This window comes from Mesorhizobium sp. M0751, assembly GCF_040320265.1.
Taxonomy (GTDB): domain Bacteria; phylum Pseudomonadota; class Alphaproteobacteria; order Rhizobiales; family Rhizobiaceae; genus Mesorhizobium.
On the sequence record NZ_JAMYPH010000007.1, the window covers coordinates 158,835 to 175,446 of the forward strand.

A 16,612-nucleotide genomic window follows, 5' to 3' on the forward strand; every position below is an offset into this window, starting at 1 on the left:
CCGCTGCCGCCTGGCCCGGAAACCGCGGCTCGGGGGAAACATGAGCAACCATCTGTTCGATGCTTTCCGTGCCCGGGTGCCCGCGCCCGAACGCCTTTTGATGGAGGCAGAGGATGGGCGCTCGATCAGCTATGGCGAAATGCTGGCGCGCTCCGCTCAACTGGCACATGCGCTGTCGCAGCTGGGCGTCGAAGCCGGCGACCGCGTCGCCGTTCAGGTCGAGAAGAGCCCCGAGGCCATTTTCCTCTATCTCGCCTGCCTGCGTGCCGGCGCGATCTTCCTGCCGCTCAACACCGCCTATACGCTGGCCGAGCTCGACTATTTCTTCAGGGATGCCGAGCCACGACTGATCGTCTGCGACCCGGCGCGAGTGACTGAGATCGGCGCTTTGGCGCAGGCCTCGGGCGCTGCGGTCGCGACACTCGGCAGCAAGGGCGAGGGTTCGTTGACCGACCGCGCCTCTGAGGCGGCCGTGGACTTCCACGATGTGGCGCGCGGACCGGACGACCTTGCTGCGATCCTCTACACGTCCGGGACCACAGGCCGTTCGAAAGGCGCCATGCTCAGCCACGAAAACCTCGCCTCGAATGCGCGGGTGCTGGTCGACCTCTGGCGCTTCACTGCCGCAGACGTGCTGATTCACGCGCTGCCGGTTTTCCACACGCATGGCCTTTTCGTCGCCACCAATGTCGTCCTGATGGCCGGCGCCTCGATGCTGTTCGAAACCAAATTCGACCCGGCCCGCATCGTCTCGCTGCTGCCGCGCGCCACCGTCCTGATGGGCGTGCCGACATTCTACGTCCGCCTGCTGCAGCAGGACGGTTTGAACCGGCAAGCGGCGAAAAACATCCGCCTGTTCATTTCCGGCTCGGCGCCGCTTTTGGCCGAGACGCACAGAGCCTGGCGCGAGCGCACCGGCCACGCCATCCTCGAGCGCTACGGCATGACCGAGACCAACATGAACACGTCGAACCCCTATGATGGCGAGCGGCGTGCCGGCACGGTCGGGTTTCCCCTGCCCGGCGTCTCCCTGCGCATCGCCGATCCCGATGGCGGCGAAACACTTGCCCGGGGCGAGGTCGGCATGATCGAGGTCAAGGGCCCGAACGTCTTTTGCGGCTACTGGCGCATGCCCGAAAAGACCAGGGCCGAATTCCGTGACGATGGTTTCTTCATCACCGGCGATCTCGGGCTGATCGATGCCGACGGCTATGTCCACATCGTCGGCCGCGGCAAGGACCTGATCATTTCCGGCGGCTATAATATCTACCCAAAGGAAGTCGAGAGCGAGATCGACGCGCTGCCTGGTGTCGCCGAGAGCGCTGTCATCGGCGTTGCCCATCCGGATTTCGGCGAAGGCGTCACCGCTGTCGTGGTACGGGCGCCGGGCTCGGCCATCAGCGCCGCAGGGATCATCGAGGCCATCGCCGGGCGCCTCGCCAGGTACAAGCATCCGAAGCGGGTGGTCTTCGTCGACGAACTGCCGCGCAACACGATGGGCAAGGTGCAGAAGAACCTGCTGCGCGAAGCATACAAGGACCTCTATACGTCCAAAGCCGGCTAAGCCGGAGGGATAGTGTTGGCTGCAAAAACCTTGGCGCCGTCGATCCAGACGCTTTTCACGTCCAGATCGTCCGACAGCGAAACGATGTTGGCGGCGGTGCCTTTGGCGAAGCGCCCGAGCCGGTGCGACTGACCGATCGCTTGCGCCGGATAGAGCGAGGCCATGCGCAAGGCTTCGTCGAGGTCGAGGCCGACGACCCGGTGCACGAAGCGCACCGCGGAAATCATGTCGAGATCCGCGCCCGCCAGCGTGCCGTCGGCAAGTGTCAGCCTGCCATCCTTGCGGTGGATAGTGCGGCCGTTCAGCGTGAACGAGGTCATGTCGGTACCGATCGTCGCCATGGCGTCGGTGACGAGCAGGATCTTGCCCGGCCCCTGCTTGGCGCGCAAGGCGATGGCCATGGTGGCCGGATCGACATGGATACCGTCGGCGATGATCCCGGCATAGAATGTGCCGGTATGGATTGCCGCGCCCGCCAGCCCCGGCTCGCGATTGCCGATCTGGCTCATCGCGTTGAACAGATGGGTGACCACCGTTGCGCCGGCCTCGGCAAAGGTGCGAGCCGTGGCATAGCCGGCATCGGAATGGCCGATGCTGACGACAATGCCGGCCTTGCTGAGCGCCGACACCTGACGGGGCTCGACGGATTCGGGCGCCACCGTCGTCAGCAGCACCGGCAGGTTTTTCCGTGCGGCGATCAGCATCGCCTGGTCGGCAACTAGCATCGGCCGGATCAGGGCCGGGTCATGCGCGCCCTTGCGGGCGATCGACAGATGCGGCCCTTCGAGATGCAGGCCCAGGAAGCCCGGCACCTTCCTCTGTGCCGCTGCGGCTCCGGCGGCAACCGCCGCGGCGGTAATGTCGGACGTGTCGGTGATCAGCGTCGGCAACAGCGCCGCCGTGCCGAAGGGCGCGTGCGCCCGGCAGATGGTCTCGATCGAGGCGACGTCGGGATGATCGTTGAGCATGACGCCGCCGCCGCCATTGACCTGCAGATCGACGAAGCCAGGCGCCAGCATGCCGCCGGTCTCGATACGCGCAACATTGGATGGAATGGCGCCGGCGGCAACAATGGCCTCGACGAGGCCGTCGCGCACGACAAGCGCCGCATCGTCGTGCCAGTCGTCGCCATCGAAAATCCGGGCGCCAGTCAGGGCAAAACGGTCGCTCATAGGGTTTCGGTCACCTTGCGCAGATTAGGCGGCGTGTCGGGGTCGAGGCCGCGATGGCGGGCAAAGGCCTCGACGAAACCATAGAACGACACGATCAGCGTTAGCGGGTCGGTCAACGGATGACCGGTGGCGACATGCGGCAGCGGCCGCGCGCTCTTTGCCTTGTCCGACGTCACAAAGACGGCGGCGCCCTTGCCGGCCAGGCTATCGGCGGCATCGGCCACCGACGGTTCGGATGCATCGCGAGCGGCAAGTGCCAGGACCGGGAAGCCGGTACCGACCAGCGCCAGCGGGCCGTGCATGACTTCGGCGGCGCTATAGGCCTCGGCATGCATGGCGCAGGTTTCCTTGAATTTCAGCGCCGCCTCGTTGGCGATCGCCGCCGACGGGCCACGGCCAAGGATGAACAGCGATTTTTGCGTCTCGAGTGCCCCAGCCAGCGCCATCCAGTCGCAAGCGATCGCCTTGCGAAAATGCTCCGGCAGGCGGGCGAGTGCGGCGAGCAACTTGTCGTCGCCGGTGCTGTGCGCCATCAAGGCGAGGCCGGCGACCGCCGAATTGACGAAGGTCTTGGTCGCCGCGACGCTGAGCTCCGGTCCGGCCAAGATATCGATGGCGTAATCCGAGGCTCGCGCGAGCGGCGAATCGGCGGTGTTGGTGATGGCGACGGTCAGCGACCCGCCGGCCCGCGCCGCTTGCGCCATTGCAACAATGTCCGGGCTCTTGCCGGACTGCGAGATGGCCAGGCAGGCCGAGCCGCCCAGCTTGAGCTTGGCGCCATAGATCGAGGCGATCGACGGGCCGACCGATGCAACCGCCAGGCCCGCGGTCAGCTCCACGGCATATTTCATGAAGGTCGCGGCATGGTCGGACGAGCCGCGCGCCACGGTGACGACGAAATTCGGATCGCGCTCGCGAATGCCGCGTCCGGCCTCCGTCAGCACCGCGGCCGAGCCGTCAAGCAGGCGGGCGGTGGCCTCCGGGATCTCCTCGATCTCGCGCCGCATATGGGTCGTTGTTGCGCTCATGGCCGGCCCTCTTCGCCCGGCCCGCTCAGCCGGAGTTCGGCGACGAAATCATAAGCGTCGCCCCTGTAGATGGAGCGGGTGAACTCGATCACCTTGCCGCTCGCCAGATAGGAGATACGCTCGATATGCAGGCCGGCAATGCCCGGCGGCACTTCCAGCAGATGCGCGTCGCTATCGCCAAGATTGGTTGCGGAAATGCGCTGCACCGCCCGCACCGGCCTGTTGCCGGTCTTTTCCAGCGCCGCGTAGAGCGACGAACCGATCGCCGCCGGATCGGGCAGCACGCTTGTCGATAGCGAGGCGCGCTCGATCGCCAGCGGCGTGTCGTTGGCGATGCGAAGGCGCGCCACGCGCGCCACCAATTCGTTCGACGCCAGGCCGAGCACCATCATCTCGTCGGGCGACGGCGGATAGAGGCCGCGGTCGAGCCAGGCCGAACGCACCGCCATGCCGCGCCGCGCCATGTCTTCGGTAAACGAGGTCAGCATCGACAGCGACTGCTCGACGCGCTCCATGCGCGGCGCAACGAAGGTACCGGAACCATGGCGCTGGACGAGGATTCCGCCCTTGACCAGGTCCTGCACTGCCTTGCGCACGGTGACGCGCGAAATGTCGGCCTTACTGGCGATGTCGCGCTCGGACGGCAACGCATCGCCCGGTCCGATCAGCCCGCGTTTGACCGCATCCTCGATGCTTTTTCTCAGTTGCAGATAGAGTGGCGCGCCGCTTTGCGAGGATTGTTTCAGCGCCGCGAATATCTGGTCGGCGGCCTCGCTCATCGCGCTGCCTCCGTCGTGTTCGCGAAAATCCGAACCGCCATCTGCACCGCGCCGCCCAGCGCGTCGTCGAGCGGCGGTTTCAGCAGCGCCCGGTAGCGGGCCGACAGGCGCGGCGCGTAAAGCGGCGCCAACCCGCCGAGCAGGCAGAGCGGATCGTCGCCACCGAGGTCGAGCACGCCAAGTGCTGCCTCGACATCGGCGACCGCCTTGTCGAGGATCCATATAGCGACGGCGTCGCCTTTTTCGGCATGTTCGAACACCTTGGGCGCCAAGCCGCCGAAGTCGCCGGGCTTGGCGTTGGTGGTGAATTCGACGACATCCTCGGGATTGTTGCGGAAGATGGCGAGCATGGCCTCTGTCAGCGGCGATCCCTGGCGGATGCAGTCATAGGCGAGCAGCGTCTGCTCGAGCAGGTCGCGGCCGATGCGGGCGCCGCTGCCCTGGTCACCGACCTGGAACCCCCAGCCGCCGATGGCGCGCGACTTGCCTTGTTTGCGTGCCATATAGGCGGTGCCGGTGCCGAGGATGGCCATGGCGCCGTCGCCGGAGCCAACCGCGCCTTCCAGCGCGATCTCGGCGTCGGTCTCGACACGGCTGATGCGAAACGGCAGGATCGCTTCGAGCTGCTGCCGGTAGGTGCCGACATTGGCGCCGGCTAGGCCGAGAATGGCCGGAGTTTGCGGGATCAGTCCGGGATCCCTGCCCGCGGCGACAAAGGCCTGCTGCGCTGCGTCGACGATATTGGCCCTGGCGCCGGTGAGATCGGTGCGGATGTTGGCGGCACCGCTTTTGGCGCGGCCGAGGACGATGCCGTCGGCCGTTGCAAGGGCCGCCCTGCAGCTGGTGCCGCCGCCATCGATGCCGAGCACGAATTTCACGCGATTTCTCCTCCCGGCGGATAATACCAATAAAATACCAATAGCCAAGGATTAATTTCCGTTTCAAAAAAGTTAAGGCGTAGTTTATTGGAAAATCGGCCAATTTCGTTCGCAAGCCCGCACCGCCGCAAGGATTTCATTAATGCGTGTGGACAAGTGGTATTTTTTTGGTATGGTTTTCTGGATTGGAGGAAAGCGGATGGCCGAAACGCGCACCGAAGCGCTTCACCACAATGCCGAGGGACTGGATATCCAGGCCCCGGAAGCCGTCCTTTCCTCTTTGGCCAACGCACAGATCGAGGCTGCCAAGGCCGTGCATGGCGCCATTCCTGCCATTGCCGCGGCAGCCGAAATCATCGCAAGCAGACTGAAAAGCGGCGGCAAGCTCGCCTATGCGGCTGCCGGCAGCTCGGGCCTGATGGCACTGGCCGATGCGCTTGAGCTGCCGGGCACTTTCGGCATCCAGCGCGACCGTATCGCCATCCTGATCGCCGGCGGCGGCGAGGCTTTCAAGACGCTGGCCGGCGGGCCGGAGGACGACACCGAGGAAGCTTCGGCAGCGGTTGCTGCCGCCGACATAGGCAAGGGCGACTGCCTGATCGCCGTCTCGGCCAGCGGCTCGACACCTTATGCTGTCAGGGCGATCGAGGACGCCAGGCGCCGCGGCGCGGCGACCATTGCCATCGCCAACAACCGGCATGCGCCGCTGCTGCGGCTGGCCGACATCGCCATCCTGCTCGAAACGCCGCCGGAGCTGATTGCCGGCTCGACGCGCATGGGCGCTGGTACCGCCCAGAAGATCGCGCTCAACATGCTGTCGACGCTGGCCGCCATCCATCTCGGCCATGTCCATGACGGCTACATGGTCAACCTGATGGCCGACAACATCAAGCTGCGCGACCGCGCCGCACGCATCGTGGCCGCCGTAAGCGGGCGCGACAAGGACGAGGCAGCCCGCCTGCTCGAAAAGAGCGGCGGCGTCGTCAAGACCGCCATTCTGCTCGCCGCCGGCGCCGCCAGCGCCGACGCAGCCGAGAAGATATTGGAAGGGACCGGCCACAAGCTGCGGCCAGCCCTTTCCGCGATCGAGGGGAGCAAGGGGCGCAATGCCTCTGTTCTCATCAAAACCGAACCTGAAAAAGGTCAACAGGGAGACTGAGCATGACAACGAAGCTACTGACGGCACTTCTTCTCGGCACCAGCATTCTCGGCTCCGCCGGGGTGGCTTATGCCGACGACGTAACGCTCAACATCGAAAGCTGGCGCGGCGACGACCTTGCCATCTGGAAGGACAAGCTGATCCCGGCCTTCGAAGCCAAGAACCCGGGCATCAAGGTGGTGTTCGCGCCGTCGGCGCCAACCGAATATGACGCCGCCCTCGGTGCCAAGCTCGCCGCCGGCTCGGCCGGCGACCTGATCACCTGCCGCCCGTTTGACAAGTCGCTGGAACTCTTCAAGAAGGGCAATCTTGCCGATATCTCGACCCTGCCCGGCATGGAGAACTTCTCGCCAGTGGCCAAGGCGGCCTGGCAGACCGACGACGGCAAGGTGAGCTTCTGCGTGCCGATGGCATCGGTCATCCATGGCTTCATCTACAACAAGGACGCCTTCGACAAGCTCGGCATCAAGGTGCCGACGACCAATGAGGAGTTCTACTCCGCGCTCGACAAGATCAAGGCCGACGGCACCTACATCCCGATGGCGATGGGCACCAAGGACCTCTGGGAAGCGGCGACCATGGGCTACCAGAACATCGGCCCGAACTACTGGAAGGGCGAGGAAGGCCGCCTGGCGCTGATCAAGGGCGAGCAGAAGCTGACCGATCCGCAGTGGGTCGAGCCCTTCAAGGAGCTGGCCAAGTGGAAGGACTATCTCGGCGACGGCTTCGAGGCGCAGACTTATCCGGACAGCCAGAACCTGTTCACGCTCGGCCGCGCCGCCATCTACCCGGCCGGCTCGTGGGAGATCGGCCTGTTCAACACGCAGGCGCAGTTCAAGATGGGTGCCTTCCCGCCGCCGGTGCAGAAGGCCGGCGACACCTGCTACATCTCCGACCACACCGACATCGGCATGGGTCTCAATGCGGCTTCGAAGAATGCGGATGCGGCCAAGACCTTCCTGTCCTGGGTGGCCTCGCCGGATTTCGCCACCATCTACGCCAACGCGCTGCCGGGCTTCTTCAGCCTGAACAACACCCCGGTGAAGATGGAAGACCCGCTGGCCCAGGAATTCGTCTCCTGGCGCGGCAAGTGCAAGTCGACGATCCGCTCGACCTACCAGATCCTGTCGCGCGGCACGCCGAATCTCGAAAACGAGACTTGGGTTGAATCGGCCAACGTCATCAACGGCACCGACACGCCGGAGGCTGCCGCCAAGAAGCTGCAGGACGGCCTCGACAGCTGGTACAAGCCGGCGAAGTAAGAGCGCGGCAATGAGCTAAGTCGCGCTTCGCGCGACTTAGCGTACAAAATGCTTAATGACGCCCGGTTGCGCCGCCCCTCAACCGCCTGCCGGCACCTTCTCCCCGTATAGCGACGGGGAGAAGGGGATGGCCGCAACGCTGGCGACCCCCTCTCCCCGTCCTTCACGGGGAGAGGGTAAGGGTGAGGGGCAGCGCCGCCATCGAAAGCGATAGCAAGACCTGATCGGCGGGGACCGAACGCATGGCCGCAGCACCGAAAAGACCGTTCCGCTGGCATATCGGCGTTTTCCTGGCGCCGGCGTTGCTGGTCTATACGGCGATCATGATCCTGCCGCTGGCCGGCACGCTGCAGCTTTCCCTGTTCCGCAACATCAACCAGTCGCAGGTCTTCGTCGGACTGGAAAATTTCCGCATGCTGTTCGGCGAACCCAACTGGTCGGTCAATTTCTGGAACGCGCTCAGGAACAATGTCTGGTTCTTCATCATCCATATGCTGGTGCAGAACCCGATCGGCGTCCTTTTGGCGGCACTTCTGTCCAGCCCCAGGCTGCGGTTTTCCGCCTTCTACCGCACGGCAATCTTCGTGCCGACGATTCTGTCCTTTGTCATCGTCGGCTTCGCCTGGAAGCTGATCCTGTCGCCGCTATGGGGCGTGGCGCCGCATATGATGGACCTTGTCGGCCTGAAAAGCCTGTTCACGCCTTGGCTCGGCAAGGCGCAATACGCGCTGACCGCGCTCAGCCTGATTTCAGTCTGGCAGTTCGTCGGCATCCCGATGATGCTGATCTATGCGGCATTGCTGTCCATCCCCGAAGAGGTGATCGAAGCGGCCGAATGCGACGGGATCACCGGCATGGCGCAATTCTGGAAGATCAAGCTGCCGCTCATCCTGCCGTCGATCGGCATCATCTCGATCCTGACCTTCGTCGGCAATTTCAACGCTTTCGACCTGATCTACACCGCGCAAGGCGCGCTGGCCGGGCCGAACTATTCGACCGATATTCTCGGCACCTTTCTCTACCGCGCCTTCTTCGGCTTCCAGCTGCAGGTCGGCGATCCCAACATGGGCGCGGCGATCGCCACGATGATGTTCCTGATCATCCTCGGCGGCGTCTGCGTCTATCTGTTCCTCGTGCAGACGCGTTTGCGTCGCTATCAGTTTTAGGGGAGCGACCATGAGCACCGCAACCCGTTCGCTGCCCCGCACCATAGGCGCCCACGCGATCCTTCTGACCTACACGGCGATCGCGCTGTTTCCGGTGATCCTCGTGATAATGAATTCGTTCAAATCACGCGCCGGTATCTTCGGCGCGCCGCTGACGCCGCCGACGCCAGGGACCTTCGACCTGATCGGCTACACCACGGTAATCGGCCAAGGCGATTTCATCCACTATTTCCAGAACAGCCTCGTCGTCACCGTCGCCTCGCTGTTCTTCGTGCTTTTGTTCGGCGCCATGGCTGCCTTTGCGCTGTCGGAATACCGCTTCCGAGGCAATTCGCTGATGGGGCTTTACCTCGCGCTCGGCATCATGATCCCGATCCGCCTCGGCACCGTCGCCATCCTGCAGCTGATGGTGGCGAGCGGACTGGTCAACACACTGACGGCGCTGATCCTGGTCTACACGGCGCAAGGTCTGCCGCTCGCCGTCTTCATCCTGTCGGAATTCATGAAGCAGGTCTCCGACGATCTGAAGAATGCGGGCAGGATCGATGGCCTGTCCGAATACACCATCTTTTTCCGGCTGGTGCTGCCGCTTGTGCGCCCATCGATGGCGACAGTCGCGGTCTTCACCATGATCCCGATCTGGAACGATCTGTGGTTCCCGCTGATCCTGGCGCCGTCGGAGGAGACCAAGACGGTGACGCTCGGCGCGCAACTGTTCCTCGGCCAGTTCGTCACCAACTGGAACGCCATTCTGGCCGCACTTTCGCTGGCGATCATGCCGGTGCTGATCCTCTACGTCATCTTCTCGCGGCAGCTGATCCGCGGCATCACTTCGGGAGCGGTCAAGTGAGTTCGCAACAACCCCTTCGCGTTGTCGTCGCCGGGCTCGGCAATATGGGGCGCAGCCATGCGCTGGCCTATCACACCAATCCGGGGTTTCAGATCGCCGCGCTGGTCAACCGCTCGGATGTGCCGCTGCCGGAAGGGCTTTCGACCTATGCCATCCGGCGTTCCTTCGACGAGGCGCTGCGCGACGAAAAGCCCGACGTCGCCTGCATCGCCACCTATTCCGACAGCCATGCCGATTACGCGGTCAAGGCATTCGAGGCCGGCTGCCATGTCTTCGTCGAAAAGCCGCTGGCAACGACGGTCGCCGATGCGGAACGCGTCGTCGCCGCCGCCAAGGCCAACGGCAAGAAACTGGTGATCGGCTACATCCTGCGCCACCACCCGTCCTGGATCAGGCTGATCGCCGAGGCGCGGAAGCTCGGCGGCCCTTACGTGTTCCGCATGAACCTCAACCAGCAATCCTCCGGCCATACCTGGGAGACGCATAAGCAGCTGATGCAAACGACGTCGCCGATCGTCGATTGCGGCGTGCATTATCTCGATGTGATGCTGCAGATCACCGACGCCAGGCCGGTCGAGGTGCGCGGCATGGGGCTGCGGCTGAGCGACGAGATCGCGCCGTCGATGTACAATTACGGGCACCTGCAGGTGCTGTTCGACGACGGCTCGGTCGGCTGGTACGAGGCCGGCTGGGGGCCGATGATTTCGGAGACGGCTTTCTTCGTGAAAGACGTGATCTCGCCCAAGGGTTGCGTGTCGATCGTCATGAAAGATGGCGCCAGGTCCGACGACATCGACACCCACACCAAGACCTCGACCATCCGCCTGCACAGCGCTGCGACCGGCGCGGACGGTAAGTTCGCCAAGCCGGACGAGATGCTGTCAATGCAAGGCGAGCCCGGCCATCAGGACCTTTGCGACCTGGAACAGGCGTTTGTGCTGAAGGCGGTCCGCGAGGATCTGGACTTGACCCGCCACATGGACGATGCGGTGAAGTCGCTCGCCGTCTGCCTTGCAGCCGACGAGAGCGTGCGCAGCGGAAAGGCGGTGCGATTGTGAGAGGGGGATTTTCGTCAGGGATTGCGCCCTACGGCGCCCCCCTCTGGCCTGCCGGCCATCTCCCCCTCAAGGGGGGAGATTTGCGGACGCGCCTGCTTTCGCCAATAACCAACGTTGCAAGAAGAATGCGTTCGGCAAAGCTGCCAATCTCCCCCCTTGAGGGGGAGATGGCCGGCAGGCCAGAGGGGGGTGCCTTGGCGCCCACTCGTCAATTTGGAGGACTGCCGTGGGCTCGCTGAACATCGAGAACGTGAAAAAGGCCTTCGGGCCGGTCGAGGTGCTGAAGGGCATCAACCTCGAGGTGACGGATGGCGAGTTCGTCGTCTTCGTCGGTCCATCCGGCTGCGGGAAGTCAACGCTGCTCAGGGTCATTGCCGGGCTGGAGGACTCGACTTCGGGCCGCGTGGTCATCGACGGGGCGGACGTCTCCGCCACGCCGCCGGCCAAGCGCGGCATCGCCATGGTGTTCCAGACCTATGCGCTTTACCCGCATCTGACGGTGAAGAACAATATGGGTCTCGGCCTCAAGCAGGCGGGCACGCCGGCGGCGGAGATCGACCGCCGCATCGGCATCGCTTCCTCGATGCTGTCGCTGGAGCCCTATCTCGAAAGGCGGCCGGCCGAATTGTCCGGCGGCCAGCGCCAACGTGTCGCCATCGGCCGCGCCGTGGTGCGTGAGCCCAAGCTTTTTCTGTTCGACGAGCCGTTGTCGAACCTCGATGCCGCGCTGCGCGTCAACACCAGACTGGAGATCGCGCAATTGCATCGCCGGCTGAAGGCCACGATGATCTATGTCACCCACGACCAGGTCGAGGCGATGACGCTGGCCGACAAGATCGTCGTCCTCAATGCGGGCAGGATCGAGCAGATCGGCGGCCCGATGGAGCTATACAATTCGCCGGCTAACGAATTCGTGGCCGGCTTTATCGGCTCACCAAAGATGAATTTCGTCGACGGTGCCAGGCTTGGCGAAACGGCAAAGACCATCGGCGTCCGTCCCGAACATTTGACGGTGGATCCCAAATCCGGCGCCTGGAAAGGCACGGTCGTCCATGCCGAGCATCTCGGCGCGGACACCAATCTCTATCTGGACTGCGAGAAGGCCGGCTTGATCACCGTGCGCATTTTTGGCGTCTATAACGCCGAACCTGGTGCCACGCTCTATGCGACGCCGGATCCGGCGAAGACATACCGGTTTGGAGCCGATGGCAAGGTGATGAAGTAGCTTCGGGCAAAGGTTGGCGCTGCCCCTCACCCTTACCCTCTCCCCGTATAGAGACGGGGAGAGGGGGGCGTCAGCGCTGGAGCTTCGTCCTTCTCCCCGTCTCTATACGGGGAGAAGATGCCGGCAGGCAGATGAGGGGCGGCGCAAACTTGCCAAAGTCAAACGCCTACAAATCCGCCTTGAACGTCTGCTTCTGGATGCCCAGCCCTTCGATACCGAGCTCGACCACATCGCCGGGCTTCAGGAACACCGGCGGCTTCATGCCGAGGCCGACGCCGGGCGGCGTGCCGGTCGAGATAATGTCGCCGGGGTGCAGCGACATGAACTGGCTGAGATAGGAGACGAGATAAGTGACGCCGAAGACCATGGTCTTGGTCGAGCCGTTCTGCATCGTCTTGCCGTTGACCGTCAGCCACATCGGGATGTTCTGCGGGTCCTTGACCTCGTCCTTTGTCACCAGCCACGGACCGATCGGCCCGAACGTGTCGCAGGACTTGCCCTTGGTCCACTGGCCCTGGCGCTCGGCTTGGAAGGCGCGCTCGGAGACGTCATGCGCGACGCAGTAACCGGCGACATAGTCCAGCGCCTCGGCCTCGGTGACATATTTAGCGGTCTTGCCGATGACCACGCCGAGCTCGACTTCCCAATCGGTCTTGACCGAGCCGCGCGGGATCAGCACGTCGTCGTTAGGCCCGACAATAGCCGAGCTTGCCTTCATGAAGATGATCGGCTCCGGCGGCACGGTGGCGCCGGTTTCGGCGGCGTGGTCGGAATAGTTGAGGCCGATGCAGATGAATTTGCCTGTGCCGGCGACGCAGGCGCCAATCCGCGGCTTGCCGGAAACCGCCGGCAGCGATTTCACATCGAGCTTCGATAATGTCTCGAGCGATGCCGGGTCAAGCGCCTTGCCGGCAATGTCGGTGACATGGGCGGAGAGGTCGCGGATCGTTCCATCGGCATCGAGCAGGCCGGGGCGTTCGCTCCCCGCCTCGCCATAGCGCAGCAGTTTCATGCAGTTTTCTCCCAGTTGCGACCAGAGGCCGTTTGCAAACTCGCTCCGCTGCGGCGAATGGCGTGGGTTTCGAGAACCGGAGCGGAGCGTACTTAAAGTACGTGAGCCTAGGCAAGCGCGGACGCCGCGCCAGGCGCCCGGCAGAATTGGATTTTCAGACTCCTAGATCGACCAGCCACCGTCGATATTATAAGCCTGCCCCGACGTATAGGTGGCGCCGGCCAGATAGACGGCGAGATCGGCGATTTCCTCGGGCGTGCCGAGGCGGCCCATCGGCTGGCGGGCGATGAAGGCGGCGCGGGCTGCCTCGTAGTCACCCTGCGCATGCATGCGGTCCTGCAGCGACGGGCTTTCGACCGTGCCCGGACAGATCGCATTGCAGCGTATGCCCTTGCCGACATAGTCGGCGGCGACCGACTTGGTCAGGCCGATGACGGCTGCCTTGGTCAGCCCGTAAACGAAGCGGTTCGGCACGCCCTTGGTCGAACTGGCCAGCGACGCCATGTTGATGATCGAGCCGTCGCCGCGCTCCAGCATGCCGGGCAGCACGGCGCGGATGGTGCGGATCATCGAGCGGACATTGAGATCATAGGCGAAGTCGAGATCGCCGTCCTTCATCTCGAGGATCGAGCCGGAATGGACGAAGCCGGCACAGTTGAACAGCACGTCGACGGCGCCGATCTCGGCAAAAGCAGCGTTCACCGCCTCGTCGTTCAGCACGTCGAGCTTGCGCGTCTTGATGCCGGGCGTCTTGCTGAGGTCGGCGAGCACCACCTCGTTGATGTCGGTGGCATGGACGACGGCGCCTGCCTTGGCGAAGGCCAGCGCGCTCGCCCGGCCGATGCCTTGCGCCGCCGCCGTGACGACAACGATTTTGCCTGTCAGATCCGCCATGCTTTTCTCCTCGCCCGTCTGTGATCGTTCGGCTTTTTACCGGCGCAAGGCCGGGGCGCAATGTGCCAGGGGAGCACTACCATCCCGCCTGTTTCGATACATTCGCCTGCCAGCAAAATGTTTTTTCTCGGTAAAGAACATTTTTTGGCCCGTCAAGCCCGGACGTCCTTCCGGGACACTCAGTCGCCGTAGGGCACCCAGACGTTCTTGACCTCGATCGCACGGCGCAGCAGGGCATCGCCGGCTGCTTCGTTTGACGCCCAGTCGAGGCTGTGGCCGTTGCCGGTCCAGACGCGTTTGAGATTGCCGATGGACTCGACCTCGGCCTTGGCGCAAGTCTCGGCATCGGCGAACACCCAGAGCCCGTCGACATCGTCATGCTTGGCCAATACGCCGGCAAGCTCGGCGCTACGGCCGGTGACGATATTGATGGCACCGGCCGGAACGTCGGAATATTCGATGACCTGGTAGAGGTCGGTGGCAAGCAGCGGGTATTTTTCGGACGGCACGGCGACCACGGTGTTGCCCACGGCGAGCGCCGGCGCCACCAGCGAGATCAGGCCGAGCAAAGGGGCATTGTCCGGCGCGACGATACCGATGACGCCGACCGGTTCGTGCAGTGCCAGCGTGACGGCGCGGGCCGGCGGCTGGTGGACGCGGCCCTCGAATTTGTCGGCCAGGCCGGCATAGAGGAACAGGCGCTCGATCGACAGTTCGACCTCGTCACGCGCCGCCTTGGCGGTCGCGCCGGTGAGCTGGATCAAACGGGCGGCAAACTCGTCGGCGCGGCCGGAAAGGTTTTCGGCCAGGTAGTAGAGCACCTGGCTGCGGTTGTAGGCGGTCGCCTCCGGCCAGGCCTTGCAGGCGCGCGCGGCCGCGACGGCGTCACGGATATCCTTGCGGTTGCCGAGCCCGGCCTCGCCGGCAAGCTTGCCCTTGGCGGTAGCGACGGCAATGGAATAATTTCCGTCCGGCCGGACCTGCTTGCCGCCGATGAACAGCTTTGCCGTGCGGTCGATGGCGTCGCCTTCCGGCTGCTCGACAGGTTGGGCCGAAGACGTTGCCGGTTTGATGATCGGGCCGAGCGGCAGTTTTGCCGAGAGATATTCGAACATGCCCTCGCGCCCGCCTTCGCGGCCAAAGCCGCTCTCGCGATAGCCGCCGAAACCGCAGGCGGCGTCGAACATATTCGTGCCGTTGACCCAGACGACGCCGGCCTTCAATTGCGGTGCAACGTGCAGCGCAAGATTGATGTTCTCGCTCCACACCGAAGCGGCCAGGCCATAGCGTGTGTTGTTGGCGAGTTCGACCGCTTCCTCTGTGTTGCGGAAGGTCATGGTGGCAAGCACCGGCCCGAACACCTCTTCCTGGGCCAGAATGTTAGCCGGCGAAACACCTGTCGCCAGCGTTGGCAGATGGTAATAGCCCGAGGCGGGCAACGCTGAGTCCGGCTGCCAGCAGATCGCGCCCTGCTTGGCGCCTTCTGCGATCAGGCCCTTGACGCGATCGAGCTGGGTCAAGTCGACCAGCGGGCCGATATCGGTGTTCTTGTCGAGCGGGCTGCCGACCCGCAGCCGGCTCATCCGCGTCTTGACCTTGGCGATGAAGGCGTCGGCGATGCCTTCCTGCACCAGAAGGCGCGAGCCGGCACAGCACACTTGGCCCTGGTTGAACCAGATGCCGTCGACCAGACCTTCGACTGCGCTGTCGAGGTCGGCATCCTCGAAAACGATAAAGGCCGACTTGCCGCCAAGCTCCAGCGACAGTTTCTTGCCCGAGCCGGCCGTGGCCTTGCGGATGATCTTGCCGACCTCGGACGAACCGGTGAAGGCGATCTTCTGGACGCCGGGATGGTTGACGATGGCCGCGCCCGCCTCCGGCCCGCCCTGGACGATGTTGACGACGCCTTTCGGCACGCCGGCGCGTCGGCAGATCTCGGCAAAGAGGATCGCGGTGAGCGGCGTGAATTCCGCGGGTTTGAGCACCACGGTGCAGCCCGCGGCGAGCGCCGGCGCGATCTTCCAGGCGAGCATCAAGAGCGGGAAGTTCCACGGGATGATCTGGCCGACGACGCCGACGCCCTTATGGCCGGGAAAATCCCTGTCCAGCGCCTGCGCCCAGCCGGCATGATGGATGAAATGGCGGATGGCCAGCGGCACGTCGATGTCGCGGCTTTCGCGGATCGGCTTGCCATTGTCGATTGTCTCAAGCACGGCGAACAGCCGTTGGTGACGTTGCATGGCGCGGCCGATGGCATAGAGCACTTTGGCTCGGCTGTAGCCGGTGCTGGCGCTCCATTTCGGCAGCGCTTTTGTGGCGGCCGAAACCGCCGCGTCGATATCGGCGGCACCAGCGTCCGACACCTTGGCCAGCAGCTTTCCCGAGGACGGTTCGCTGGTGTCGAAGGTTTTGCCTCCGCTGGCTGCCTTCCAGTCGCCGCCGATGAACAGCGCTTTGCCGAAATCCCGCGCGGCAAGCCACCCATCGGCCTCGTTGCGGGCTTCCGGCGCCGGGCCGTAATCCATGGCGTGATAGCGTTCGAGAATGTTCATGAAGCGCTCCGAA

General features: G+C 64.1%; 14 protein-coding genes. 7 read left to right on the forward strand and 7 right to left on the reverse strand.

Going from position 1 to position 16,612, the window contains the following annotated elements; genetic code table 11:
* Positions 1-40: 40 nt before the first annotated feature.
* Positions 41-1,564, forward strand: a complete 1,524-nt coding sequence (locus NKI19_RS14000) for a malonate--CoA ligase (RefSeq protein WP_352491136.1) — start codon at positions 41-43, stop codon at positions 1,562-1,564.
* Here NKI19_RS14000 and nagA read toward each other — a convergent pair.
* From nagA to NKI19_RS14020, 4 genes are read right to left on the reverse strand one after another with little or no spacing between them, the layout of a single operon-like run.
* Positions 1,561-2,736: an N-acetylglucosamine-6-phosphate deacetylase gene (gene nagA / locus NKI19_RS14005; RefSeq protein ID WP_352491135.1), complete on the reverse strand. Its 1,176-nt coding sequence runs from the start codon at positions 2,734-2,736 to the stop codon at positions 1,561-1,563. The genes NKI19_RS14000 and nagA overlap by 4 nt on opposite strands.
* Positions 2,733-3,764 (reverse strand): SIS domain-containing protein, encoded by a 1,032-nt coding sequence (locus NKI19_RS14010; RefSeq protein ID WP_352491134.1) that lies wholly within the window; start codon positions 3,762-3,764, stop codon positions 2,733-2,735. The genes nagA and NKI19_RS14010 overlap by 4 nt, the downstream gene beginning before the upstream one ends.
* Positions 3,761-4,543 (reverse strand): GntR family transcriptional regulator, encoded by a 783-nt coding sequence (locus NKI19_RS14015; protein WP_352491133.1) that lies wholly within the window; start codon positions 4,541-4,543, stop codon positions 3,761-3,763. The genes NKI19_RS14010 and NKI19_RS14015 overlap by 4 nt, the downstream gene beginning before the upstream one ends.
* Complete coding sequence (locus tag NKI19_RS14020; protein WP_352491132.1) at positions 4,540-5,421, reverse strand: glucosamine kinase nucleotide-binding domain-containing protein; 882 nt, start codon at positions 5,419-5,421, stop codon at positions 4,540-4,542. Before NKI19_RS14020 ends, NKI19_RS14015 begins: the two co-directional genes overlap by 4 nt.
* A gap of 199 nt (positions 5,422-5,620) precedes the next feature.
* Here NKI19_RS14020 and NKI19_RS14025 point away from each other — a divergent pair, with 199 nt between their 5' ends.
* The 6 genes from NKI19_RS14025 (at position 5,621) to NKI19_RS14050 (ending at position 12,141) form a co-directional block, all read left to right on the forward strand.
* On the forward strand, positions 5,621-6,580 hold the full coding sequence (locus NKI19_RS14025; protein ID WP_352565471.1) for an N-acetylmuramic acid 6-phosphate etherase: 960 nt from the start codon (positions 5,621-5,623) through the stop codon (positions 6,578-6,580).
* 2 nt (positions 6,581-6,582) lie between these two features.
* On the forward strand, positions 6,583-7,842 hold the full coding sequence (locus tag NKI19_RS14030) for an ABC transporter substrate-binding protein (RefSeq protein WP_352491130.1): 1,260 nt from the start codon (positions 6,583-6,585) through the stop codon (positions 7,840-7,842).
* Between the two features lie 242 nt (positions 7,843-8,084).
* Positions 8,085-9,008, forward strand: a complete 924-nt coding sequence (locus NKI19_RS14035) for a carbohydrate ABC transporter permease (RefSeq protein ID WP_352491129.1) — start codon at positions 8,085-8,087, stop codon at positions 9,006-9,008.
* Positions 9,009-9,018: 10 nt separating this feature from the next.
* Entirely contained in the window at positions 9,019-9,858 is an 840-nt protein-coding gene (locus NKI19_RS14040; protein ID WP_023718923.1) for a carbohydrate ABC transporter permease, read from the forward strand.
* A complete protein-coding gene (locus NKI19_RS14045) occupies positions 9,855-10,916 on the forward strand; it encodes a Gfo/Idh/MocA family protein (RefSeq protein WP_352565469.1) in 1,062 nt (353 codons plus the stop codon). Before NKI19_RS14040 ends, NKI19_RS14045 begins: the two co-directional genes overlap by 4 nt.
* A gap of 226 nt (positions 10,917-11,142) precedes the next feature.
* Positions 11,143-12,141 carry an ABC transporter ATP-binding protein gene (locus tag NKI19_RS14050; RefSeq protein WP_352492112.1) on the forward strand — a complete coding sequence of 333 codons (999 nt, stop codon included), beginning with the start codon at positions 11,143-11,145 and terminating at the stop codon, positions 12,139-12,141.
* Between the two features lie 166 nt (positions 12,142-12,307).
* On the opposite strand, the gene NKI19_RS14055 is transcribed toward NKI19_RS14050, so the two are convergent.
* The 3 genes from NKI19_RS14055 to NKI19_RS14065 form a co-directional block, all read right to left on the reverse strand.
* Positions 12,308-13,153, reverse strand: a complete 846-nt coding sequence (locus NKI19_RS14055) for a fumarylacetoacetate hydrolase family protein (RefSeq protein WP_352492113.1) — start codon at positions 13,151-13,153, stop codon at positions 12,308-12,310.
* Positions 13,154-13,315: 162 nt separating this feature from the next.
* A complete protein-coding gene (locus NKI19_RS14060; RefSeq protein WP_352565467.1) occupies positions 13,316-14,047 on the reverse strand; it encodes an SDR family oxidoreductase in 732 nt (243 codons plus the stop codon).
* 179 nt (positions 14,048-14,226) lie between these two features.
* Positions 14,227-16,599, reverse strand: coding sequence for an aldehyde dehydrogenase family protein (locus NKI19_RS14065; RefSeq protein WP_352492114.1), 2,373 nt, complete (start codon positions 16,597-16,599; stop codon positions 14,227-14,229).
* Positions 16,600-16,612: the final 13 nt, after the last annotated feature.